At 60.1% G+C, this 23,305-nt stretch carries 22 protein-coding genes; 10 read left to right on the forward strand and 12 right to left on the reverse strand.

Going from position 1 to position 23,305, the window contains the following annotated elements:
• Positions 1–63: 63 nt before the first annotated feature.
• Entirely contained in the window at positions 64–813 is a 750-nt protein-coding gene (locus tag PO778_RS10080; protein WP_271439540.1) for a class I SAM-dependent methyltransferase, read from the reverse strand.
• Between the two features lie 210 nt (positions 814–1,023).
• On the opposite strand from PO778_RS10080, the gene PO778_RS10085 reads away from it, so the two are divergent.
• Genes PO778_RS10085 through PO778_RS10100 form a run of 4 tightly spaced genes read left to right on the forward strand, consistent with a single transcriptional unit; the run spans position 1,024 to position 4,626 of the window.
• Positions 1,024–1,731: a CoA transferase subunit A gene (locus PO778_RS10085; RefSeq protein WP_271439541.1), complete on the forward strand. Its 708-nt coding sequence runs from the start codon at positions 1,024–1,026 to the stop codon at positions 1,729–1,731.
• A gap of 16 nt (positions 1,732–1,747) precedes the next feature.
• Positions 1,748–2,833, forward strand: a complete 1,086-nt coding sequence (locus PO778_RS10090; protein ID WP_271439542.1) for an HAD family hydrolase — start codon at positions 1,748–1,750, stop codon at positions 2,831–2,833.
• A 4-nt stretch (positions 2,834–2,837) separates the two neighbouring features.
• The gene (locus PO778_RS10095; RefSeq protein ID WP_271439543.1) at positions 2,838–3,473 is read left to right on the forward strand and encodes a CoA transferase subunit B; all 636 of its coding nucleotides are present in this window, start codon (positions 2,838–2,840) and stop codon (positions 3,471–3,473) included.
• A gap of 7 nt (positions 3,474–3,480) precedes the next feature.
• Complete coding sequence (locus PO778_RS10100) at positions 3,481–4,626, forward strand: CaiB/BaiF CoA transferase family protein (RefSeq protein ID WP_271439544.1); 1,146 nt, start codon at positions 3,481–3,483, stop codon at positions 4,624–4,626.
• A gap of 51 nt (positions 4,627–4,677) precedes the next feature.
• On the opposite strand, the gene metK is transcribed toward PO778_RS10100, so the two are convergent.
• The 6 genes from metK to hisS all read right to left on the reverse strand — a co-directional run bounded on the left by metK (position 4,678) and on the right by hisS (position 11,653).
• Positions 4,678–5,895: a methionine adenosyltransferase gene (gene metK, locus PO778_RS10105; protein WP_271439545.1), complete on the reverse strand. Its 1,218-nt coding sequence runs from the start codon at positions 5,893–5,895 to the stop codon at positions 4,678–4,680.
• 40 nt (positions 5,896–5,935) lie between these two features.
• Complete coding sequence (gene lnt, locus PO778_RS10110) at positions 5,936–7,510, reverse strand: apolipoprotein N-acyltransferase (RefSeq protein WP_271439546.1); 1,575 nt, start codon at positions 7,508–7,510, stop codon at positions 5,936–5,938.
• 46 nt (positions 7,511–7,556) lie between these two features.
• Positions 7,557–8,264 carry a DUF4167 domain-containing protein gene (locus tag PO778_RS10115; RefSeq protein WP_160731337.1) on the reverse strand — a complete coding sequence of 236 codons (708 nt, stop codon included), beginning with the start codon at positions 8,262–8,264 and terminating at the stop codon, positions 7,557–7,559.
• Positions 8,265–8,512: 248 nt separating this feature from the next.
• Positions 8,513–9,337, reverse strand: a complete 825-nt coding sequence (gene prmC, locus PO778_RS10120; protein ID WP_271439547.1) for a peptide chain release factor N(5)-glutamine methyltransferase — start codon at positions 9,335–9,337, stop codon at positions 8,513–8,515.
• 10 nt (positions 9,338–9,347) lie between these two features.
• Positions 9,348–10,415, reverse strand: coding sequence for a peptide chain release factor 1 (gene prfA, locus PO778_RS10125; RefSeq protein WP_160731335.1), 1,068 nt, complete (start codon positions 10,413–10,415; stop codon positions 9,348–9,350).
• The gene (gene hisS / locus PO778_RS10130; RefSeq protein ID WP_271439548.1) at positions 10,412–11,653 is read right to left on the reverse strand and encodes a histidine--tRNA ligase; all 1,242 of its coding nucleotides are present in this window, start codon (positions 11,651–11,653) and stop codon (positions 10,412–10,414) included. Before hisS ends, prfA begins: the two co-directional genes overlap by 4 nt.
• A 145-nt stretch (positions 11,654–11,798) precedes the next feature.
• Between hisS and ppa the strand changes: the two genes are divergently transcribed.
• Complete coding sequence (gene ppa, locus PO778_RS10135; protein ID WP_160731333.1) at positions 11,799–12,326, forward strand: inorganic diphosphatase; 528 nt, start codon at positions 11,799–11,801, stop codon at positions 12,324–12,326.
• Positions 12,327–12,328: 2 nt separating this feature from the next.
• Here the strand turns inward: ppa and PO778_RS10140 are convergent, their stop codons facing one another.
• From PO778_RS10140 to PO778_RS10150, 3 genes are read right to left on the reverse strand one after another with little or no spacing between them, the layout of a single operon-like run.
• Positions 12,329–13,708, reverse strand: coding sequence for a mechanosensitive ion channel family protein (locus tag PO778_RS10140; RefSeq protein ID WP_271440023.1), 1,380 nt, complete (start codon positions 13,706–13,708; stop codon positions 12,329–12,331).
• A gap of 5 nt (positions 13,709–13,713) precedes the next feature.
• Positions 13,714–15,060, reverse strand: a complete 1,347-nt coding sequence (locus tag PO778_RS10145; protein ID WP_271439549.1) for a TldD/PmbA family protein — start codon at positions 15,058–15,060, stop codon at positions 13,714–13,716.
• Positions 15,061–15,108: 48 nt separating this feature from the next.
• Positions 15,109–15,486 carry a hypothetical protein gene (locus PO778_RS10150; RefSeq protein WP_271439550.1) on the reverse strand — a complete coding sequence of 126 codons (378 nt, stop codon included), beginning with the start codon at positions 15,484–15,486 and terminating at the stop codon, positions 15,109–15,111.
• Positions 15,487–15,670: 184 nt separating this feature from the next.
• Here PO778_RS10150 and lptB point away from each other — a divergent pair, with 184 nt between their 5' ends.
• The 3 genes from lptB (at position 15,671) to ctrA (ending at position 18,862) form a co-directional block, all read left to right on the forward strand.
• A complete protein-coding gene (gene lptB, locus PO778_RS10155; RefSeq protein WP_160731729.1) occupies positions 15,671–16,453 on the forward strand; it encodes an LPS export ABC transporter ATP-binding protein in 783 nt (260 codons plus the stop codon).
• Positions 16,454–16,480: 27 nt separating this feature from the next.
• The gene (rpoN, locus tag PO778_RS10160; RefSeq protein ID WP_271439551.1) at positions 16,481–17,956 is read left to right on the forward strand and encodes an RNA polymerase factor sigma-54; all 1,476 of its coding nucleotides are present in this window, start codon (positions 16,481–16,483) and stop codon (positions 17,954–17,956) included.
• A gap of 210 nt (positions 17,957–18,166) precedes the next feature.
• On the forward strand, positions 18,167–18,862 hold the full coding sequence (gene ctrA, locus PO778_RS10165; RefSeq protein WP_160731329.1) for a response regulator transcription factor CtrA: 696 nt from the start codon (positions 18,167–18,169) through the stop codon (positions 18,860–18,862).
• Between the two features lie 75 nt (positions 18,863–18,937).
• On the opposite strand, the gene PO778_RS10170 is transcribed toward ctrA, so the two are convergent.
• Positions 18,938–19,267, reverse strand: a complete 330-nt coding sequence (locus PO778_RS10170) for a hypothetical protein (protein WP_271439552.1) — start codon at positions 19,265–19,267, stop codon at positions 18,938–18,940.
• A gap of 38 nt (positions 19,268–19,305) precedes the next feature.
• Here PO778_RS10170 and trmB point away from each other — a divergent pair, with 38 nt between their 5' ends.
• The gene (gene trmB / locus PO778_RS10175) at positions 19,306–20,010 is read left to right on the forward strand and encodes a tRNA (guanine(46)-N(7))-methyltransferase TrmB (protein ID WP_271439553.1); all 705 of its coding nucleotides are present in this window, start codon (positions 19,306–19,308) and stop codon (positions 20,008–20,010) included.
• A gap of 99 nt (positions 20,011–20,109) precedes the next feature.
• Positions 20,110–20,901 carry a sulfite exporter TauE/SafE family protein gene (locus tag PO778_RS10180; protein ID WP_271439554.1) on the forward strand — a complete coding sequence of 264 codons (792 nt, stop codon included), beginning with the start codon at positions 20,110–20,112 and terminating at the stop codon, positions 20,899–20,901.
• On the opposite strand, the gene PO778_RS10185 is transcribed toward PO778_RS10180, so the two are convergent.
• Positions 20,898–23,159, reverse strand: coding sequence for an NADP-dependent malic enzyme (locus tag PO778_RS10185; protein ID WP_160731325.1), 2,262 nt, complete (start codon positions 23,157–23,159; stop codon positions 20,898–20,900). The genes PO778_RS10180 and PO778_RS10185 overlap by 4 nt on opposite strands.
• Between the last annotated feature and the right edge of the window lie 146 nt (positions 23,160–23,305).

Consider the following 23,305-nt stretch of genomic DNA (forward strand, 5'->3'; position numbering starts at 1 on the left):
TGTGCAAGTGCGAAAAGGACATAGGGGGTTGAATTTTTTGCAACACTCGGCGCAAGCACCTGATTAACGGCGGAATTTCATCACGAAACGGTCGGTCTTACCGCGAATTTCGGGATCGAAAACGTTTTTTGCCCCATCGTCTTCGCTGCGCTGCAGCATATCGCTGCGTTTTTCGAGCGTGAAACCTGCCCGACTCATCGCAGCGATCACTGTCTCCGGGTCGATACGGTGCAGGCTCTGCGTTATTTCTCGCGGATCGCCTGCCGGCCCGACATGATCGACCACGATCACGCTCCCGCCAGGTTTGACCGCCGCAAACCAGTTCGCAAGGACAAAATCGACATCAAGCCGGGGGAACTTATACTGCTCTGATTCCCAGTACAGATCATGAAACACCAGATGCGTGAATATCGTGTCGACGCTGCCCGGCGCGATCAGCATGGCCTGCGGGGCGACCGGCATGACCCGGATGTTGGCATTGTCTCGCAGCACCGGCTCCCAGACCTTCGGGTCGTGAAATCCTGCCGGGTTCACCGCGTACACTCGGCCGTCCGGCCCGACCTGCCGGGCCAGCAGCGCCGTGTAATATCCGCCGCCAGCCATGAAATCGGCAACGACCGCGCCCTCTTCAATGCCTGAAAACGCGATGACCTCTGCCGGCATCCGGCTTTCATCCAGCGCCCTTTCAGCCTCGCTTCGCTCAGGGTTCGCCAAAGCCTCCTGGACGTCTGCGGTCCCTGCCTGCAACGGCGCAGCAAGCAATGCCCCGACGATTGCTGCTGCCGTGATGCCTGCTCTTGGGTATCCTATCATCTATCCCTCCCTTGATTTTCTCAGGGTTGAAGATGCGCCTTGCACCGCCCGGCGATCGAGCCTTGTTCGACAAAGCCGCGCGCAATCTCGACCAACCGCCCCATGCGGGCGCAGCTCAGATAGCTTGCCGGGCAATTCGACTGGCATGATGACAGCCGCGCCAGCAATCGCTATTCGCCCAAACTCAGCCGGCCCAGACCAAGGTACAATATGCAGAAACTCTTTCCCGATGCCGCTTCCGCTCTCGATGGAATCCTGACCGACAACATGCTGATCGCCTCTGGCGGGTTCGGCCTGTGCGGCATTCCTGAAAGGCTGCTCGACGCCATTCGCGACAGCGGTGTGACGGGGCTGACCTTCGCGAGCAACAATGCCGGTATCGATAACGAAGGTATTGGCAAGCTTCTGCGCACGAAGCAGGTCGCAAAGATGATCTCTTCCTATGTGGGGGAGAACAAAGAGTTTGAACGGCAATTCCTGTCCGGCGAACTGGAAGTCGAATTTTGCCCGCAGGGAACCCTCGCGGAACGGATGCGCGCTGGCGGAGCAGGCATTCCCGGCTTTTATACGAAGACGGGTGTCGGCACGCAGGTTGCCGAAGGCAAGGAAGTGAAATCCTTCGATGGAGAGGATTACATTCTCGAGCGCGGCATTTTCGCAGATCTTGCGATCGTGAAAGCGTGGAAAGCCGATGAAACCGGGAATCTCGTGTTCCGCAAAACGGCGCGCAATTTCAACATGCCTGCGGCAACCTGCGGCAAGGTTTGCGTGGTCGAGGTTGAAGAAATCGTGCCCAAGGGCTCGCTCGATCCTGACTGCATCCACCTGCCTGGCGTGTATGTGCAGCGGATGATCGTGGGCGCGCCGTACGACAAGAAGATCGAGTTCCGCACCGTGCGCGAGCGCGAAAGCGCCTGATCAGGAACACTCCGCTGTGACTCGTCCTCTTCGGTCCATTCTGCTTTTGGCCTCTGCGCTGCCGCTGCTGGGCGGCTGCGTGGCAGCTGCGATCCCGGTTGTCGCGGGCGGAGTGATGCTGGGAAAAGGCGACAAGGATAAAGAGGCACCGGCCCGCGAAGAAGTCGCGGTTTCCGAACCGCAGCCGATGCCTGATCCGATGCCCGAACCAGAACCGGACATGCTCGCTCCAGCCGACCCTGTGGTGACTGTCGGGCCGGTGGATGAACTGGAAGATGAAGAACCTGAGCCAGCCGATGAAACGGCGTCCGTCAGTTCGTGGACCGACGATTTCATGGAACAGCCTCCCGAACAGAGCAGCTCCGACAACGTAGCAGCCGAACTGCCAGCCAAATCGCCGGATATCGGCGATGAAAGTGACGCCGGCGAACCTGTAGTTGATCAGCCAGCTCCCGAGACAGAGCCAAATGGCGAAGTCCGGCCTGCAATGGAACGGCCTGCGATGGAACGGCCTGTGACGGCGCAACCTGACGCAATCGACTTCCGCGCCTATGATGTCTTTTACAGCTATGTCGAGCAGCAGGCACGGCGCGATCCGGTCGACGACGAACGGCAATCCGCGCTGCTCGCCTCGCCCGGCAATCTCAGCCCGCGCCGGACAGATTGCAGCATCCGTCCGCCTGCTGTGCTGCTGGATCTCGACCCGTCAGGCGGAACCTTCAGCCTGTCCGAGGCGCAGCGTCCCAACGATGCGCTGGCGCAGATCCTGCTCTCGCTCAGGATGCAGCAGATCGATGTTTTCTGGATTTCACAGCGTTCCGCCATCAATGCCGCCGCCATCCGCAAGGCTTTGAGCGAAAGCGGGCTGGACCCGCAGGGCCGCGATAGCTTGCTGCTGATGCGCCGCAAGGACGACCGCAAGCAGACCCGCCGCAGGGAAGTGGGCGAAACGCACTGCCTGCTCGCAATTGCTGGCGATGACCGCTCCGATTTTGACGAGCTGTATTCATATCTGAAAGACAAGTCAGCTGCGCAGCCACTTGAACAATTGATCGGGGTCGGATGGTTCCTTGCCCCTCTACCGCTTACCGAAGGACGATAGAACAATGCCCTGGACCCGTGACGAAATGGCCGCCCGCGCTGCTCAGGAATTGCAGGACGGTTACTATGTGAACCTCGGCATCGGGATACCGACGCTGGTCGCGAACCATATCCCCGATGGGATGCAGGTCACCTTGCAGTCTGAGAACGGGATGCTGGGTATCGGGCCTTTCCCCTATGAAGACGAAGTCGATGCCGACCTGATCAATGCTGGCAAGCAGACGATCAGCGAGCTGGAACATTCCGCCTATTTCGACAGCGCCGCCAGTTTCGCGATGATCCGCGGCGGACATATCGATCTGACAGTGCTTGGCGCGATGGAAGTCGCCGAAAACGGAGACATTGCCAACTGGATGATCCCCGGCAAAATGATCAAGGGCATGGGCGGCGCGATGGATCTGGTCGCCGGGGTCAAGAAAATCATCGTGGTGATGGAACATTGCAGCAAATCGGGCAGCCCGAAATTCATCCCCGAATGCACCCTGCCGCTGACCGGCCAGAATGTCGTGGACATGATCATCACCGACCTCGCTGTGTTTCGCCGCGATACACACGATACCCCCTTCAGGTTGATCGAGATGGCAGACGGGGTGACGGCCGAAGAAATCGCCGAGAAGACCACCGCTCATTACATCGCCTGATCGGCGGATGACGGATAAGGACACTCCGCTGGCCGGACTGCGCGTGGTTGAACTCGCGCGGGTTCTGGCCGGACCGTGGGTTGGGCAATTGCTGGCCGATCTCGGGGCCGACGTGATCAAGGTGGAAAGCCCCGAAGGCGACGGAACGCGGCAGTGGGGTCCGCCGTGGATAGAGCGTGCGGACGGCACCAGGGAAGCGGCCTATTACCACGCCTGCAATCGCGGGAAGCGTTCGATTGTCGCAGACTTTACCGACCGAGATGATCTCGTGCAGGTGGCCGATTTGTGCAGCCGCGCCGATGTGGTGATCGAGAACTTCAAGCCCGGAACGCTGGACCGCTTTGGGCTCGACTATGAAACCATCTCGCTCGGGAATGCGGGCGTCGTCTATTGCTCTGTCACCGGGTTTGGACAGGATGGTCCGCGCCGCAATGAACCGGGCTATGACTTCGTGATCCAGGCGATGAGCGGGATGATGTCAATCACCGGTGAACCGGAAGGCGAGCCGATGAAAATGGGCATCTCCATCTCCGATCTTACCTGTGGTCTTTATTCCACCATCGCCGTGCAATCCGCGCTGCTGATGCGGGAGCGGACCGGCCGCGGACAGCATATCGACATGGCCTTGCTCGATTGTTCCGTATCGCTGCTGGCCAATCAGGCGCTGAGCTTTTTTGCGACCAGTGAAAACCCCGCCCGCAAGGGCAATTCGCACGCGCAGGTCGTCCCATACGGCGTATTCGAAGTGGCTGATGGAGAGATTGTTTTGGCACCCGCCAACGACCGCCTGTTCCGGGCCCTGATGCGCGTGTTGCGCCGCGATGATCTGGCAGATGATCCGCGGCTCCAGGACAATGCCGGGCGCATCGCCAACCGCGACTGGATGGAGCGCGAGCTGGCCGATGAAGTGCGTAAATGGAAGCGCGTTACATTGCTGGCGCATTGCCGCGACGCGGGTGTCCCTGCCGGGCCGATCAATGCGATCGACCAGGTGTTCGAAGACCCGCAGGTGAAGGCCCGCGGAATGCGAATGGAATTGGACGGCGTGCCATCGCTGCGCAGCCCGTTCCGCTTTTCAGACGCCAATCTTGTGTTTGACAAGCCATCGCCCCGGCACGGCGAGCATGACGGGGAAATCGATTTCCTCGATTGAGCAGCGCTGATTCAACCAACCGGGCCGAACTGCTCCGTCCTGCCCATCAGTTCAGGCGAGTGCAGCCTTCAGCTTGTCCACCAGATCGGTCCGCTCCCACGGGAAGTATTCAGCTTCCGATGGACGGCCGAAGTGGCCGTAAGCGGCAGTCTTGCGGTAAATCGGCTTGTTCAGACCCAGATGCGTACGAATGCCCTGCGGCGTCAGACGGACCAGGGTCGGCAGAACGGCTTCGATCCGCCCTTCATCCACCGTGCCGGTCCCGTGCAGGTCGACATAGATCGACAGCGGCTCGGCCACCCCAATAGCATAGCTGAGCTGGATCGTGCAGCGGCGCGCAAGCCCCGCGGCGACGATATTCTTGGCGAGATAACGTGTGACATAGGCGGCCGAACGGTCGACTTTCGTCGGATCCTTGCCGCTGAATGCGCCGCCGCCATGCGGTGCAGCCCCGCCATAGGTGTCGACGATAATCTTGCGACCTGTGAGGCCCGCATCACCGTCGGGCCCGCCGATTTCGAACTTGCCGGTCGGATTGATGTGGTAAACCGTGTTTTCGGTCAGCAGTTCGGCGGGCAGCACGTCGGCCACCACGCCCTTCACATAATCGCGCAGTTCGGCGTATTTCGCTTCGTTGCCTTCGCCCTTGTGAAAATAATATCCCGGCGCGTGCTGGGTGGACACGACGATTGCCGTCGCTTCGACCGGCCGTTCATTGGCGTAACGCAGGGTAACCTGGCTCTTCGCATCAGGCTCAAGGAAAGGAGCCTTGCCCGATTTACGGTCGAGCGCCATCTGCTCAAGGATCTTGTGGCTGTAATCGAGAGTGGCAGGCATCAGATCAGGCGTTTCATCCGAGGCATAGCCGAACATGATGCCCTGATCGCCCGCGCCTTCGTCCTTGTCATCCGCCGCATCCACGCCTTGCGCGATGTCGACCGACTGGCCGTGAAGGTTGTTTTCGAAAGCCAGCGTCTCCCAGTGGAAACCGTCCTGCTCATATCCGATTTCGCGGACAGTCCGGCGCACGGTTTCTTCCACTTTTTCAGGAATGCCTTCAGCCCATTCGCCGTTTTCGTAAATTCCGCGACCGCGAATCTCGCCGGCAAGAATGACCAGCTGGGTCGTCGTCATGGTTTCGCAGGCGATGCGTGCTTCGGGATCAATCCCAAGGAAAAGGTCGACGATCGCATCGGAAATCTGGTCGGACACCTTGTCCGGATGGCCTTCGGAAACGCTTTCGGATGTGAAGATGTAGGAGTTACGCATGATGCCTCATATAAAGAAAGCTTTATGTCTTGTTTGAGTGTTAGCTTTCTCGCCAGCGCGTGGCAACCAGCGAAACAAGAATTGCCAAGATTGCCCAAGCCATTGCCAGCCAGTTACCCAGCGTTGAAAACAGTGTCGGCGCTTTTGCCGGGGGCACATGGCCATCGACCCGGGCTGCGCGCAGCATCCCGATCCGCTGTCTGACAACGCCATCCGCATCTATTACTGCGCTGATACCGGTTGTGGTCGATCGCAGAACCGGCAGCCCTTCCTCGATCGCGCGCATCCGCGCCTGCGCCAGATGCTGCGGCGGCCCCCATGCCCCGAACCAGCCATCGTTGGATGGATTGAAGATATAGTCGGGCCGGTTTTCCGGATCAGTCACCTGCCCCGAAAAGACGATCTCGTAACAAATCTGAATGCCAGCCTGCCCCCATTCGCCAAGGTCCAGCGTGCGCGGCCCGGGACCGGGAAGAAAGTCGATTGATCCGGCAACAAGCCGTGTCGCGCCGAGCGGTTCGAGCAACCAACGCAGCGCGAGGTACTCGCCATAAGGTACCAGGTGCGCCTTGTCGTAACCGGCAATAATCTCGCCATCGCTGTTAATCGCGGTCACCGCATTGCGCGCGCCGTATGCGCGGCCATCCTCGATCTCCAGATCAACCGCGCCGGTGAGCAGCAGGCTGCCCTCGCCAATCGCGCGGCCGATCCTGAACCGGGCAAAGGCGGGATCGCCGCCTGCGGTCATCTGGTTGTAGTAGCGCTGCGGATACCCATCCCGAAGATAATCTGGCACGCCCGATTCCGGCCACAGCACCAGGCGATTGTCCGCGCCTTGCAAATTGCGCGACAGCATCGCCGTGCGCATGAATTGCTCTTCAAAATTGCCAGGATCATCGAGTACGTCCTGCCTGACGTCAGGCTGGACCAGAGTGAAGGGTAAACTGCCTTCCGCGCGCTCTCCGGCAGGCCAATACATGCCGGCAGTGATAGCAATCAAAAGCGGCACCGCGATCACGGCGCGCCGCGCAGCTATCAGGCTGAAAAAACCAACCCCGATCAGCACGGCCAGACCTGACAGCGCATATGTGCCCAACCACGGCAGGACCACGGCGAGGCCGGGCCTGTCGGATGGACCAAGCAGGATCAGGCCAAGCGGGTCCCATGCGAAACCGGTGAACACCCAGCTCCTTAGCCATTCGGAAATGGTCCAGCAGCCAGCAAAAAGAAGCGCGAATTTTCCAATCGTGCTGCCCTCGCCGAGAACCCGCGCGAGAATCGCAGCAAGCGCCGGATACACAGCAAGATACACCGACAGCAGCGGAACTGCTGCCCAGCCAAGCGAGGCAGGCATTTCCGCCTGATAGGTGAACGCAGTGGCAATCCAGTTGTTGGCAAGGGTGAAGTGCGCCAGCCCGAACAACCAGCCGCGAATCCCCGCTTCACGCCAGCCCGGTGCGGTAAACACAAGCCAGCCGAGAATTCCGACGGCGACAAGCGCCGCCGGCCACAACGCTAGCGGCGGAAAGCCGGTTGCCGCCACAGCGCCGCAAACAAGCGCGAGCCAGCGCGGATGCGCACCAACCGTGCGAATAAATGTTCCTAAAGCTTCCATGACCCGCCCCTCACTTCACGGAAGTTACCGGATCAATACGCTTGCCTCAGCCTGCCGCGCTAGCGGCTTCGCCGTCATCGGCCACCTTGCGGCGGCGCGGTGCGCGCTTGGGTTTCTCCGGCTGCTCGGAAGCATCGCCAATTGCTGGCGGAAGCACGGCCATGTCGATCTCGCCGTTGTCCTTAGCGACTTTCGGAGCGCGCGGTTTGCGCGGACGTTTGGCTTCGCGGGAAAACGGATTGTCGCCCTGCTCGACTTCGGCGCCTTCGCTGCCCTCTTCGAACTGATCGTCATCACGCTTCGCGCGTTTCTTGCCGCGGCCGTTTTGGCTGCTTTTGCTGTCTTCGCGGTTATCGTCGCGAGTGTCGCGGTGGTCGCTGCGTCCATCGCTATCGTCCTGGTCGCTGCGGCGGCCACGCGAACGGCGGTTGCCGCGGCGATCATCGCCGTCATCTTCGTCTTCGTCGCTGCTATCGCCGCGCTCGTCCTGACGCTTGGCGCGCGCTTCGTCCTGACGCGCTTTGTTGTCGGCGATCACACGGAAATAGTGGTCGGCAAACTGAAGATAGTATTCAGCCTGCACGCGGTCACCATTGTGCTGCGCGTCCTGGGCAAGCTTCTTGTACTTGTCGAGCAATTGCGGCGCGTTTCCGCGCGCACGGCTATCGATGCGATTGGCCTGATTGCCTCCGCCCTGGCTGCGGTTCGGACTGCGGCCGCGACCACGACGATTATTGTTTCGATTGTTATTCAAGGAATTCTCTTCCTGTAGCGACCGGTGGCGGCATTCAAATGTACACGCCTGGCCAAATGACCCCTCGCCGCGATCGTCTCTTCACGATACGCGGTGCCCCATTTGCAGTTCGCCTGTTTGCTCTATGCACTAGCGCAAGCACGCAAGTGTTCTGCAAATGTTGGAGCTAGACCGGGATTTGAGCGTAAACGCCGTAAACCGCTGGTCTTGAGTTAGAGGTAATGTGTGTTTTGCCCTTTGCCAAGCCTTTATCGCAACAATAGTGCGCGAGGCCTGTGGGCAAGATCACGAAATAATTCTGCCGAGTACCCTGAAAGCCCGGCAATCTGAGACACTTGATCCGCCTGAGCGTATCCGATCTCCAGCAATATTATACCGATTGGCGTAAGCATATTGCTCAGCTGCGGAATCAATGAACGGTAATCATCAAGGCCATCGGCCCCCGCAAACAGAGCGCTCGCGGGTTCGAACTGGCGCACCGATGGGGCAAGCTCAGCCCCGGTTTCGACATATGGCGGATTGGCGATGATCAAATCGAACCGGCCGAGATTTTCCGACCAGCCTTCCGCATTCCAGTCTGCGTGCAGGATGTGCGCCCGGTCGGCAACGCCCAACCTAGCGGCATTGGCTGCTGCGACCGAAACCGCGCCGAGCGATGCGTCGATACCGGTGCCCGATGCCTTGGGCAATTCGGCAAGCAGGGTCAGCAGCAAAGCGCCCGATCCCGTGCCGAGATCCAGTATCCGGGCAGCGGGCGGACTGTTGCGCAGCGCTGCATCGACCAGCGTTTCGCTGTCCCCGCGCGGGATCAGAACTTGCGGATTGACCAGAAATTCACGCCCGTAAAATTCCTGCCGGCCGAGAATATAGGCGACCGGTTCGTGCTGCTTGCGGCGGTCCAGGAGCCGGGCAAATTCCGGCGGCACTCCCCTGTCGCGACCGGTCAGGAGCATCTCTGAACGCGACATTCCCAGCGCCTCTGCCATCAGCAATTCGGCATCGAGCCGGGCGGTATCGGATGCCCCTTCAAGCGCAGAGGCGGCCTCGCGCAGAGCAGCGGAGACCGTGGTCATCGGCGCAGCCTCATGAATCGAGCGCGGCGAGCCTTTTCGCCTCGTCTTCCGCGATCAAAGCGTCGATCATTTCTGTCAAACCGGTTCCCTCGAGAATCTCGGGCAATTTGTGCAACGTCAGGCCGATCCGGTGATCGGTGACGCGGCCCTGCGGGAAATTGTAGGTGCGGATACGCTCGCTGCGATCACCGCTGCCAACCATCGCTTTGCGCGCCTCCGCCTCGGCGCCGTGCGCTTCGGCCCGCTTCAGATCATACAGCCGGGTGCGTAGCACCTGCATCGCCTTGTCGCGGTTCTTGTGCTGGCTGCGCTGGTCCTGCTGGATCACGACAAGCCCGGTGGGCAAGTGGGTCAGGCGGACCGCGGAATCGGTTGTATTGACGTGCTGGCCGCCCGCACCCGATGCGCGGTAGATATCGATCTTAAGATCGCTGGGATCGATATGGACATCGACTTCGTCCGGTTCGGGCAGGACCGCGACGGTCGCGGCAGATGTATGGATGCGCCCGCCACTTTCCGTCACCGGTACACGCTGCACGCGGTGAACGCCGCTTTCGAACTTCATCTTGGCAAAAACGCCGGTTCCTTTGACGTTGGCGACGATCTCCTTGAAGCCGCCGACATCGGCCGCGTTCATGCTGACTGGTTCGACTTTCCAGCCTTGCTCGGCAGCGAATTTTTCATACATGCGGTACAGATCGCCTGCGAACAGCGCGGCTTCGTCACCACCGGTTCCGGCACGAATTTCGAGCATGGCGGGCCGGCTGTCGGCACTGTCGCGGGGCAGCATGGCAAGCGCCAACGCGCGCTCTTTCTCAGGCAGGCTGGCGCGCAGTTCGGCCAGCTCTTCCTCCGCCATTGCCTTCATTTCGGGGTCGGAGAGCATGGCTTCCAGCCCGGCGATTTCTTCCCGTATCGAGGAAACTTCGGCCACGATTTTCGCGACCGGCTCCAGCTCAGCGTAATCGCGGCTGGCCTGGACGAATTCCTCGCCCTCGAGCGTGCCGGACGCCATCCGCGCTTCCAGCTCGGCGAAGCGATGGGTAATCTGCTGGAGGCGTTCTGCGGGGATTTTCATCGCAGGAACGGCAGGGCTTCGAAGATTGCCGGATCGATATCTTCATCGCCGCTGATGCCGTGCCCGGTTTCGTGGAATGTGATGATCGAGGCGGCACCTTTCTTGACCGCCTTGTCACGGCGCTTGCGCGGGGACCCCGTCGCGATCATTTCAGCAGGCAGGTTGTGATTGCGCAGCGCCGTGAGCGCCTCCATGCCCTGGCGAAGTGCGGCCTGCGAATTATCTTCAACCACGATGATTGCGGCAGCGGCCGGTTCAGCCCGTTCGCCCACCAACATCGCCAGTCGTTCGATGCCCGCAGCCCAGCCGACCGCTGGCGTTGCCGGCCCGCCGAGGTTCTCGATCAGTCCGTCATAACGGCCGCCGCCCAATACGGTGCTCTGGCTGCCCAGCGCATCGGCAGACGCACTGCCTTCATCGGGAATGAATTCGAACGCGGTATGGCGGTAATAATCGAGCCCGCGAACCAGTGCATCCGCCCGTTTCCATTTCACGCCCGCTGCATCGAGGCCGCTGGTTACGGCAGCGAAAAATTCGCGTGCTTCGTCCGACAGGAAATCGTCGATCTTGGGTGCATCCGGAAGGAAAGGCTGGTCGCGGCGATCCTTGCTGTCGAGGATTCGCAGCGGGTTTTTTTCAAGTCGTTCCTGCGAATCTTCCGAAAGCTGGTCTTTTACAGCGCGAAAATACTCGACCAGCGCCGCGCGCCATGCCTCGCGGCTTTCCCCGTCGCCCAGCGTGTTGAGGTGCAGGGTCACATCGCGGATGCCCAGCTCTTTCAGCAGGTGATCGGCCATCGCCAGCAGTTCGACATCGGCTTGCGGCTCGGCAGCGCCGATGATTTCCGCGTCAATCTGGTGGAACTGGCGGTAGCGGCCCTTTTGCGGCCGTTCATAGCGAAACAGCGGGCCGTGCGTCGCCAGCTTCAGCGGCGCGTGCTGCTGCCAGCCATTGGTCAGGAAAGCGCGTGCGATACCGGCGGTGAATTCAGGCCGCAGCGTCAGCGATTCCCCTCCGCGATCGTCGAACGAATACATTTCCTTCGACACGACGTCGGTTGTCTCGCCGAGCGAGCGCGCGAACACTTCGGTCTTTTCGAATACCGGCATCTCTGCACGGCGAAAGCGATACAGTTTACGCACGCGTTCGAAGGTTTCGACCACGAAAGCGAAAGCTTCCGCCTCTGCGCCGAAAATATCCTGTGTGCCGCGAATGGCCTGTGGTGTCTTTTTACCCATGCGGCGCGCTTAGGCGAGAGCGGCCATGCGGGCAATATGGACCCGCCGAATCCGGCAGCTGTATTTCCGAATAAATCGCGCACCTTGCCGCATTGCAGCATTTTCTTGCTTGGCGTGACGCGTTGCCGGCCCTATTGGCCCGCGCATGGATATCAGCAAAATCAGCATCGGCGATAATCCGCCGGAAAGCCTCAACGTTATCATCGAAGTGCCCACAGGCGGCGAACCGGTGAAGTATGAATTCGACAAGGCCTCTGGCGCGTTGTTCGTCGACCGCATCCTGCATACCCCGATGCGCTATCCGGCGAATTACGGCTTTGTGCCGCACACGCTTTCGCCCGACGGCGATCCGCTGGATGCGCTGGTCATCGCTCGCAGCCCGTTCATTGCCGGCTGCGTTGTCCGCGCCCGCCCGATCGGCGTTCTGAATCTGGAAGACGAGCACGGCGGTGACGAGAAGCTGATCTGCGTCCCGGTCGACACGACATTCCCGTATTATTCCGACGTGGGCGAGACGAAGGACCTTCCCTCGATCATTTTCCAGCAGATCGAACACTTCTTCACCCACTACAAGGATCTGGAAGATGAAAAGTGGGTCCGGATCGGCAATTGGGGCGACGCCGCCGAAGCACGCCAGATCGTGCTGGAATCAATCGAGCGCGCGGGCAAGTAAGCCTATTCGGTAGGCCGGTCGGGATCGAGCAGATCGTTTTCGACCGGCTCCGCCGCCCGTTCGGCTTCTACCATTTTCGTGATCTCGTGTTCTGGTGAGACATCGTGGGCTTCGGCTGCCGGTTCGACTGCGGCAGGTGCCTTCTTCGGCTTGGCAAGCTGCGCCTTGCCCTCGATATTCTCGAACGGAAGCGGCATAGTCCGCTCGTCGAAACGCAAACGATAGATTGGTTCGGGAAGCCCGAATCCGGCTTTCTCGAGAGCGCTCTTCACCGCGGCGATTGATCGGCTTCTGGCCTTGTACCAATCCGCCTCTGTCTGATCGATCCAGCCAAGAAACCGGATGACGATGTTCGAATCGCCGACATTCGTCACCCGCGCTTCCGGTGCCGGATCGCTGAGCACATAGCCGAGCGATTTGAGCGTCTCGCGCCCCAGATGCCGTGCGGCATTGGGATCGTCATCCGCATCAATACCAAGCTCAAAATCGAACCGCCGGTGCGGGTTGGTCGTGTAATTGAGGATCACTGCCTTAAACACGGTCGAATTGGGAATTCGCAGGTGATTTCCATCCAGCGTCATCATGATGGTGGCGCGGCTGGTCAGGCGAATGATGCGGCCTTCCAGATCTCCGATCAGAACCAGGTCGTTCGCACGAAACGGCTGCCGCAGGCTGAGCATCAGCGATGCAACGTAATTCTCGATCGTGTCGCGCATCGCAAAACCCAGCGCGATGCCGATCACGCCTGCACCGCCCAGAACCGCGCCCAGCAGCGCCCCGGCCCCCAGCATGTCGAGCGCGATAACCAGACCGACCACGACGAACACGAACCGGATGGCGCTAGCCACCAGTTCGGCCAGGAACGGATTGGGGGTCACCTTTCGCCAGAACTTGCCGAAGCCGGCGATCAGGTAACCGATCGCGCCAATCGCCAGCGCGACCAGCAAAGCGACCCCGATCAGGGGCAACATCTTGGCAAAGCCAGCAAATCTTTCGCCCAGCGTTTCGATCGCGCCCACCGATGACCCTACCGACACATCCCGCTCGATGGTGTTTTCGACGGTTGCGATATCGAACCGGGCAGCAATGTTTTCCGCACGGGTAATCGCCGCCTCATCCGGGGCTGTGCCCGACAGTGTAACGACACTTTCCGCGACGTTTACCTCGACCGCAGAAAGAGAGGGGATTTCCGCGAAGATTTCTCGCAAGCGAGTGGCGATCCGGTCATCCGCGCCTGCATCACGTTCAGCTTCGAGCGGCTGCGCCGGTTCAGCGGTTGCCGGGGCGGTTTCCGGCGGGGCTGACGGCAGGATTGCCATGGCAGGGCTGGCGCTGGCCAATGCGAGCGCAAATATGCCCAATATTCTGCCAAGCGCCTGCATCCGTTTCACTCCCCTGCTATCGTCATTCCATCGACGCGTAGTGTGGGCACATTGATCGCCCGGTACATTTCCAAATCATCTGCTGGTATCAAAGCGGCGAACATATCGATCAGGTTCCCGGCAATCGTAAATTCGGATACCGGTTCGGCCAGTTTTCCGCCGCGTATCCTGAAGCCTGATGCACCCCGGCTGTAGTCGCCTGTGATACCGTTCACGCCCTGTCCGATCAGTTCGGTGACCAGCACGCCATCCTGTATATCGCCGATCAAATCGTCCCGGCTGCAGGTGCCGGCGCACATATGCACATTGCTGGCGGAAATTCCGGGCGACCCGCTGCCGGAACGGGCGGCATGGCCGGTGGGTGCAAGACCAAGATGGCGGGCCGACGCGCTGTTCAGCAGCCACCCGGTTACGCGCCCTACGGCAACGATATCGCGGGCGGACGTGGGAAGCCCCTCTGCGTCAAAAGGTTTGGAGCGCAAACCGCGCTGCCGGTGCGGTTCGTCGCAGATACGGATATTCTCGCCAAAGATGGCGTCTTCCAGCCGGCCAATCATGAAACTGGATTTCCGCGCCACCGCCGCGCCGCTGATCGCGCCCAGCAGATGACCGATCAACGATCCGCCGACACGCGGATCGAACACCACCGGCATCGTGCCGCTCGGCAAACCTGCCGGATTGAGCCGCGCAACGGCCCGTTCGCCCGCCGTCTGGCCGATGGTGCCCACCTGCGGCAAGTCCGCGGCATGCCGCGCTGTGCGGAAATCATAGTCGCGCTGCATCGTCTCGCCTTCACCCGCGATCAGGCTGGCGCTGAGCGAGCTATGGGTTGCTTCATAGCCGCCGGAAAAGCCGTGACTTGTGGCGAGCGCCACAACCGATCGGCCGAAGCTCGCACTGCCCCCGCCGCTATTGGTAACCCCGCTTACAGCGCGGCCTGCATCTTCCGTCACCAGCGCGAGATCCTTCAATTGGGACGGCGTTGGTTCGGATGCATCGGAAAGGTCGAGATCCGGCGCGGCGCCGGTAAGCAGGCGGTCCTGCGGCGCAAGTCCGGAATATTCGTCTTCAGGGGCGAGCCGTGCCATCGCGATCGCCCGTTCGGCCATTTCCTGAAGCGAGGCTTTGGAAAAATCGCTCGTGCTGACACTCGCAGATCGCTGGCCAACGAACAGGCGAAGGCCGATTTCCTCGCCTTCGGAACGCTCAACCTCTTCCAGCTTGCCCAGCCGGACAGAGACGTTTTCGGATGAGCTCGCAGACGCAACTGCATCAGCCGCATCGGCGCCAGCTTGTATGGCGAGGTCGATAATCTGGGCGCAGCGATCCTGCGCCTCTGAAGAAGTGATCATTGTGAGGGCGTAGTGCCCAGCCGTGCCGCGATCAATGCCGCAGCGCGATTATGCCATTGCGGCGATGCCTTTGAACAGCGCTGTCAGCGCGAATGGCAAGCCGATCGCGAGGATCCACAGGGCAATCTGGTCACGCCGGTATGCATCGGCGAATCGGGGAGATGCGGCCTCTTCGTCGGTCAGGTCGCGCCAGCGGCGTTCGAACCTGCGGCATGCGGGAATGATACCGGCGACGAGGACGACAAGCGCCAGCAGCGCCAGCGACTTCATGCCGGTTTCCTTCATCGCGCCGACCGTGGCAAAGATATGGAGGGCAGTATAGACAATCAGGGCCCAGGCCACATTGTCGCTCATGCCTTTGCGCCAGTCGCGGGTGCTTGCGCCCCGTTCCTTCGCAGCTGTCTTCTCGTGCAGCGCCTTGTTCACACTTGCTCTCCCATGTCCTCTTCCGACTCGGAGTATCTCAAAGAGAGGCAAGACAATCAAGCGCGGTAACCAAAGCGTCGTTTTCGCTGCATTTCGTCGGACGGTATGCACCCCATGCAGGAATCTTGCCAATCAGCGGCCAGCGGGGGTTTTCATGACGTTTGCGAGTGCTACAAGTCGCCATATGAGCACTCAGGACCTTATGGAAACGGCGCCCACTGTCGACGCCAACGCACCGCTCCCCGATGGCGGGCTGGAAGTCATTTCGATCGCGAAAAGTTATGACAAGCGGGCCGTCCTGACCGATATTTCACTCACCGTCGGCAAAGGGGAAGTGCTCGGCCTCCTGGGCCCCAACGGCGCTGGCAAGACAACCTGTTTCTATTCGATCATGGGCCTCGTTCGCCCGGACGCTGGCCGCATCCTGATGGACGGGGAAGATGTAACCAAGCTGCCCATGTACCGGCGTGCGATCCTGGGCCTCGGCTATTTACCGCAGGAAACCAGCATTTTTCGCGGCATGACGGTTGAGCAGAACATCAACTGTGTTCTCGAAATGGTCGAACCGGACGCGGAGACCCGCGAAGCGGAGCTGGAGCGGTTGCTGGAAGAGTTCGGCCTTAAGCGCCTGCGTGCTTCACCTGCCATGGCGCTGTCGGGCGGTGAACGCCGCCGCTGCGAGATTGCCCGCGCGCTGGCCGCGAAGCCCTCGATCATGCTGCTCGACGAACCCTTTGCCGGGATCGATCCGCTGTCGATCAGCGACATTCGCGATCTGGTGAAAGACCTGAAAACCCGGGGAATCGGCGTCTTGATCACCGATCACAATGTCCGCGAGACCTTGGAAATCGTCGACCGCGCCTGCATCATTTACGGCGGGCAAGTGCTGTTCGCTGGCACACCGCAAGCTTTGGTTGCCGACGAGAACGTGAAGCGGCTCTATTTGGGCGAAGGTTTCACCTTGTGATGAGACACTCGGCGGGACACTGAAACCATGGCCCTGGGCCCTCGCCTCGACTTAAGACAGTCTCAATCGCTGGTAATGACGCCGCAATTGCAGCAGGCGATCAAACTGCTGGCGCTGTCCAATCTCGAAATCGAGACTTTTATCGGCGACGCTCTGGAGGCCAACCCGCTGCTGGAAGCGGGCGAATTGCGCAGCGAGACCCCAGAAACCGAAAGCATCGAAGCCGTACCCGAACCGGCCGCCGATGCGCCCGCATCAGGTGACGGGGCGTTGGACATCGACAAGTCAGCGATCGACGTCGACCGCGACACTGGCGACGGCGAACGGGGCGACGGTGAATGGGGCGCCGCCGGTTCGGGTTCCGGTCAGGGTGCCGATGACTTGCCCGGCATAGAAGAGCGCAGTTCCGCAACCCTTTCGCTGGCGGATCACCTGGGCGAACAGGTAGGCGCGGCCGCAGGCGATGCCAGAGAAGAATTCACCGCACGCTACATAATAGGTCTGCTCGACGAGGCAGGTTATCTGCCCGAAGACATTCGCCGGATCGCCCTGGATCTCGACATCGGTACTGCAGAGGCAGAGCGCGCATTGTTCGTGGTTCAATCGCTGGAACCTACAGGTGTGGGCGCACGAAGCCTGAGTGAATGTCTGACCCTGCAAGCGAAAGAGGCGGACCGTTACGACCCCTGTATGGCGCGGTTGATCGACAATCTCGACCTGGTCGCCAAGGGAGATTTCGCCCGCCTGAAACGGATGTGCGATGTCGATGATGAAGATTTCGCCGACATGTTGGGGGAACTGCGCGAATACGATCCCAAGCCGGGCCTTGCCTATGGCAGCGAAGCCGAAATGGCAGTCGTTCCGGATATCCTGATCACCCCGGGCAGCGCGGATGGCTGGAACATCAAGCTGAACGAGGAAACTCTTCCCAAGCTGATCGTGAACCGGAGTTACTTCGTCGAACTGCGCGAAAGCTGCTCCGACAAGGAATCGCAGGGCTGGCTCAATGAAAAGCTCGCCGATGCGAACTGGCTGATCAAGGCGCTGGACCAGCGACAGAAGACGATTCTGAAAACGGCTGCGGAAATCGTGAAGAAGCAGGCAGGCTTCTTCCGCAAGGGCGTGTCGGAACTAAGGCCCCTGACGCTGCGCGAGGTCGCGGACGAAATTGACATGCATGAAAGCACGGTAAGCCGGGTGACGTCGAACAAGTACCTGCACTGCGACCGCGGGACGTTCGAACTCAAATACTTTTTCACCAGCGGAGTCGGCGGCGGTGCCGATGGTGAGGGTGGCGCGTCTTCGGAAGCGGTCAAATCGCGGATAAAGGCGCTGACCGATGCCGAGGACCCGAAGAAAATCCTGTCAGACGACAAACTTGTCGACCTGCTCAAAGCGGAGGGCTTCGATCTCGCCCGGCGGACAGTCGCAAAATATCGCGAGGCAATGGGAATCGGCAGCAGCGTACAGAGAAGACGAGCCAAAAAACTGGCGGGCATTTGATATGATCGCAGCCGGCCAAAGCAGACTGTAAGGATGAAAATCCCTGACCCGGCGGCAAATTAACTGTGACTCAAATACCGCGCGACTCGCGGAGTCAGCTGGGTTTACCGGTTATTAACCTTTTTTGTTCAGAAGTTTTGTGGTTAATCCGCGGCAACACCTCTTAGCGGAGTGTTACCAGATGAATTTGGGGCAAAGGGGGACCAACCCATGCGTGTACTGCTGATCGAAGACGAGCCGACAACAGCCAAGGCAATCGAGCTCATGCTCACGACCGAGGGCTTCAATGTCTACTCGACCGATTTGGGCGAGGAAGGGCTCGATCTGGGCAAGCTGTATGATTACGATATCATCCTGCTCGATCTCAACCTTCCTGACATGCACGGCTATGACGTGCTCAAGAAACTGCGTGTCGCCAAGGTGCAAACTCCTGTGCTCATCCTTTCGGGTATTGCCGAAATGGACAGCAAGATTCGCAGCTTTGGCTTCGGCGCTGACGATTACGTCACCAAGCCGTTCCACCGCGAAGAGCTGGTTGCCCGTATCCACGCAGTTGTGCGCCGTTCGAAAGGCCACAGCCAGTCGATCATCCGCACTGGCAAGCTGGCAGTAAACCTCGACGCCAAGACAGTGGAAGTCGATGGCGCACGTGTTCACCTGACCGGTAAAGAATACGCCATGCTGGAGCTGCTTTCGCTCCGCAAAGGCACTACGCTGACCAAGGAAATGTTCCTCAACCACCTGTATGGCGGGATGGACGAACCGGAACTCAAGATCATCGACGTGTTCATCTGCAAGCTGCGCAAGAAACTCAGCCATGCGTGCGGCGGTGAAAACTACATCGAGACAGTCTGGGGCCGCGGTTACGTGCTGCGCGATCCGGAAAGTGCCGCTGAAGCGGCCTGATCTTTCAGTCTTCAAGATAGCGAGTGGCACCCGGGATGGCAGCATCCCGGGTGTTCACGTTTGTCCGGTACGAATTCATCTCGCAAACCGGTGATGGAAAAGCCGGGTCACGGATTTCGCCGCTTCCGATTTCTCGGCGCTCGTCCCCTTCAATCCGATCGGTTTTGCAGCCCAGATGGTGGACGGGGCGATGGACATGGGGCTCACGCTGACTACCAATACATTGCTGGTCGGTCTGTTGGTCGTGCCCCCTGCTGCCGCGTCCCAGCGGATGCACGTGGTGTAATGCTTCACGACGGCCGCCTGGCGGATCAGCCACCTGATAAGCGGAAATATCGACAAGCCGCTGTTCTTCCGCCCGCTGATACCCGGCGCAATCGGCGGCGCAGCAAGCGCATATGGCATCTGGACCGCTTGGGGTTGATGCCGCTAATGCGCCCGGCATGACTGCACACAAAGAAGGCGATCCGACCACCCTCAACCGGCTATATGGCCGATCGATTGGCAAGCCCCTGCGCGCCTACCAGCAAGGCCTGGTGGACGATTTCCTGCCGCAAATCTCCGTGCCAACAGAAGGCCCGGTCACAGCCGAGCGCCTGTTTGGCAGCGAACGGCCACTACATTTCGAGATCGGATTCGGTTCCGGAGAACATCTGGCCGACCGCGCCAATATGCTGCCTGACCACGGCCTTATCGGTGCAGAGCCGTTCCTGAATGGTGTCGCAGGCGCGCTGGCTCACGCCAAGGAGCAGCGATTGGCAAACATCCGGCTGCATCATGGTGATGCGCTGGAGGTGCTATCCCGAATTCCCGACGCAAGCCTGAGCTTCATCTATCTCCTCCATCCCGACCCGTGGCCGAAAGCGCGCCATGCGAAGCGGCGCATGATGAATGACGGGCCGGTGCAGATGTTTGCCGACAAGTTGAAACCCGGCGGAGAGTTCCGCTTCGGTACGGATCACGACATCTATCTGCGTCACGCCTTGATGGTGATGCAGCGGCATACCGACAGTTTCGACTGGCTCGCAGAAGGGCCTGCCGATTGGCAAGACCGCCCTAGCGGCTGGTGCGAGACGCGGTACGAAAAGAAGGCCCGCGAGGTGTTTGGCCACGAGGTCTGGTATTTCCGCTATCGCCGCAAAGACTAACCGGCCAAGCGCCGCGCGGCTCAAATGGCCGCAGCGACTGCCGGTGCCAGCGTATAATTCCTGATACCAAGCTGTTTTTACGCGCCATACCGCAGGGCGATGGATGTTGCCGCTGCATTTGATCAGACGATATTTGGAATTCGCCTCGCCGATCTATGGCAATTCATCGCCATCGGCTTCGCGGCTCAGGTGGTCGATGGCGCATTGGGCATGGCATTCGGCGCAATCGCCAACACCTTGCTGATCGGCGTCGTGGGGATGCCGCCTGCCCAGGCTTCATACCGCGTGCATATCATCAAATGCTTCACTGCAGCTGCATCCGGGATCAGCCATTTTCTCAGCGGCAATGTCGACAAACGGATGTTCCTGCGACTGCTGCTGCCGGGCGTGATCGGCGGGGCGATCGGTGCCTATGGGCTTAGCAATGTCGACGCGGCTGTGATCAAACCACTCGCGCTCGGCTATCTTGCTCTGCTCGGCGTTATCCTTCTGCTGCGCGGTATGCGCGACACTTACGAGAAAGGCACCGCCCGCCATGTCGGACCGCTTGGCTTTCTTGGTGGCTTGCTGGACGCGATTGGAGGGGGCGGCTGGGGCCCGGTGGTCAGTTCCAGCCTCATGCTTCAGGGGACCGAGCCGAGAAAAGTAGTCGGCACCGTCAACAGCGCGGAGTTTTTCATTGCGGTCGTTATCGCCGGAACTTTTCTCGACCAGTTGGGGGGTGAGGCATTGCTCGCCCCGACCATTGGCCTGCTGGTGGGCGGTGTGGCTGCGGCCCCGTTCGGAGCCATGGCCGCAAAATACCTGCCCACCAATTTCATGCTCGTGCTGGTCGGCAGCGTGCTCAGCGCCTCCAGCACGATCGGCCTGTATATGCTGCTGGAAACTTAGCCGACGACCCCGGCTGCGGCCAGCACGGCCAGTGTCAGGACGTCGGGCGCGATGGCAGTCATCGGCGCGATCTGGACCGGTTTTTCCATCCCGATCAGCATCGGGCCGATTGTGTCATCGCCGCCCAGTTCGCGCAGGATCTTTGCCGAAAGGTTGGCCGATTGCAGCCCCGGCATGATCAGAACGTTGGCCGGGCCGGACAGCCGGCTGAACGGGTACTGCGCCATGACCTTGGGGTTGAGCGCGGCATCGGGCGCCATTTCGCCTTCATATTCAAAGCCGGGATCTTCCTGATCGAGGATCGAAACAGCCTCGCGGATATTTTCCAGCCATTTCCCGCTCGGATTGCCGAATGTGGAATAGGACAGGAATGCAACGCGCGGTTCATGGCCCATGCGGCGGGCGACGGCGGCAGTTTCACGGGCGATATGCGCCAATTCTTTCGAACTCGGGCGTTCGTTGATCGTGGTATCGGCAAGGAAAGTCGTGTGGTTCTTGCCGATCATCATGTGTATGCCGAAGGGCAGCGCGCCCTCTTTCGCATCCAGTACCAAATTCACTTCGCGGGCGGTCTGGGCAAACGTGCGGGTCAGACCCGAAATCATCGCGTCGCCGTGGCCGAGAGCAACCAGCAGCGCGGCGAACACATTGCGTTCCTGGTTCACCATCCGCTGCACGTCGCGCTGGGTGTAACCGCGGCGCTGCAGGCGCTTGTAGAGGAAATCCACCATCGCCGGCACGTATTCGCAATCAGCCGAGTTCTGGATTTCGAAATCACCCGGATTGTCGACCCCCAGCATATGCATCTTGTCGGCCACGGCTTTCGTCCGGCCAACCAGGACCGGCGTGCCATAACCGAAATCGCGGAACTGGATCGCGGCGCGCAGCACAACGTCTTCTTCCGCCTCTGCGAAGACCACACGCTTCGGATTGGCTTTCGCAATCTCATAAGTGTTTGTGAGGACCGAAGTCGTCGGGTTCAGGCGCGCTTTCAGCGACAGGGCATAGGCTTCAAAATCGGCGATCGGAGCCTTGGCCACGCCCGAATCCATTGCCGCCTTCGCCACTGCGGACGAAACGACTTCCATCAGGCGCGGGTCGAACGGGGCGGGAATGATGTAATCAGTGCCGAATTTGTGATTTCTGCCGTAAGCGGCAGCGACTTCTTCCGGCACCCGTTGGCGAGCGAGATCGGCGATTGCGTGAGCCGCCGCGACCTTCATTTCTTCATTGATTGCGGTTGCCTGAACATCCAGCGCACCGCGGAAGATGAACGGGAAGCCGAGCACATTGTTGACCTGGTTGGGGAAGTCCGACCGGCCGGTGGCGATTACGGCATCCGGGCGCACCTTCTTCGCTTCGTCAGGCATGATTTCAGGCGTCGGATTTGCCATCGCGAAAATGATCGGCTGGTCAGCCATCTTTTTCACCCATTCAGGCTTGAGCGCCCCTGCAGCGGACAGGCCAAGGAAGATATCCGCGCCTTCCAGCGCCTCTTCAAGGCTGCGCGCTTCTGTCGGTACAGCGTGCGCGCTTTTCCATTGATCGACATTTTCGCGGCCCGGATAAATCGGCCCGGTGCGGTCGCACACGATCACGTTTTCGTGCGGCACGCCGATCGCCTTGATCAGCGCGGTACAGGCCAGCGCAGAGGCACCGGCGCCGTTCACAACCATCTTCACATCGGCAAAATCACGTCCGGTCAGGTGACAGGCATTGATCAGACCGGCAGCGGCGATGATCGCGGTGCCGTGCTGGTCATCATGCATGACCGGGATATTCATCCGCTCGCGCAGTGCCTGCTCGATGATGAAACATTCAGGCGCGGCGATGTCTTCCAGATTGATCCCGCCGAAAGTCGGTTCCATCAGGGCCACGGCCTCGATGAACTTTTCCGGGTCTTCGGTGTCGAGTTCGATATCGATGGAATCAACATCGGCGAAACGTTTGAAGAGAACGGCCTTGCCTTCCATCACCGGTTTTGAAGCGAGCGCGCCCAGATTGCCGAGGCCCAGAATTGCAGTGCCGTTTGAAATCACCGCGACCAGATTGGAACGCGCAGTATATTTGGCGGCGTTTGCGGGATCTTTCGCAATCTCTTCAACCGGCACAGCCACGCCGGGGGAATAAGCGAGCGAGAGGTCGCGCTGCGTTGCCATCGGCTTGGAGGCGATGATCTCGATTTTCCCGGGACGGATCGTTTCATGGTAGAAAAGTGCCTCACGAGCGGTGAAACTGTTGGTCTTGTCTTCTGCCACGTTCGGATACCTCTGTTGCTTGCCCCTGGGTCTTGCCGCTGCCGCTTAGCCCACGGCAAAGCGATGCGATAGGGGAAAGACGACAGCCCTCAAGTGTATGGTGGATAGGGCCAGAGCATGCCCTTCCCGAATCGCAGGCGGCCCGA

It is taken from the genome of Pontixanthobacter luteolus (assembly GCF_947494915.1).
GTDB lineage: Bacteria > Pseudomonadota > Alphaproteobacteria > Sphingomonadales > Sphingomonadaceae > Pontixanthobacter > Pontixanthobacter luteolus.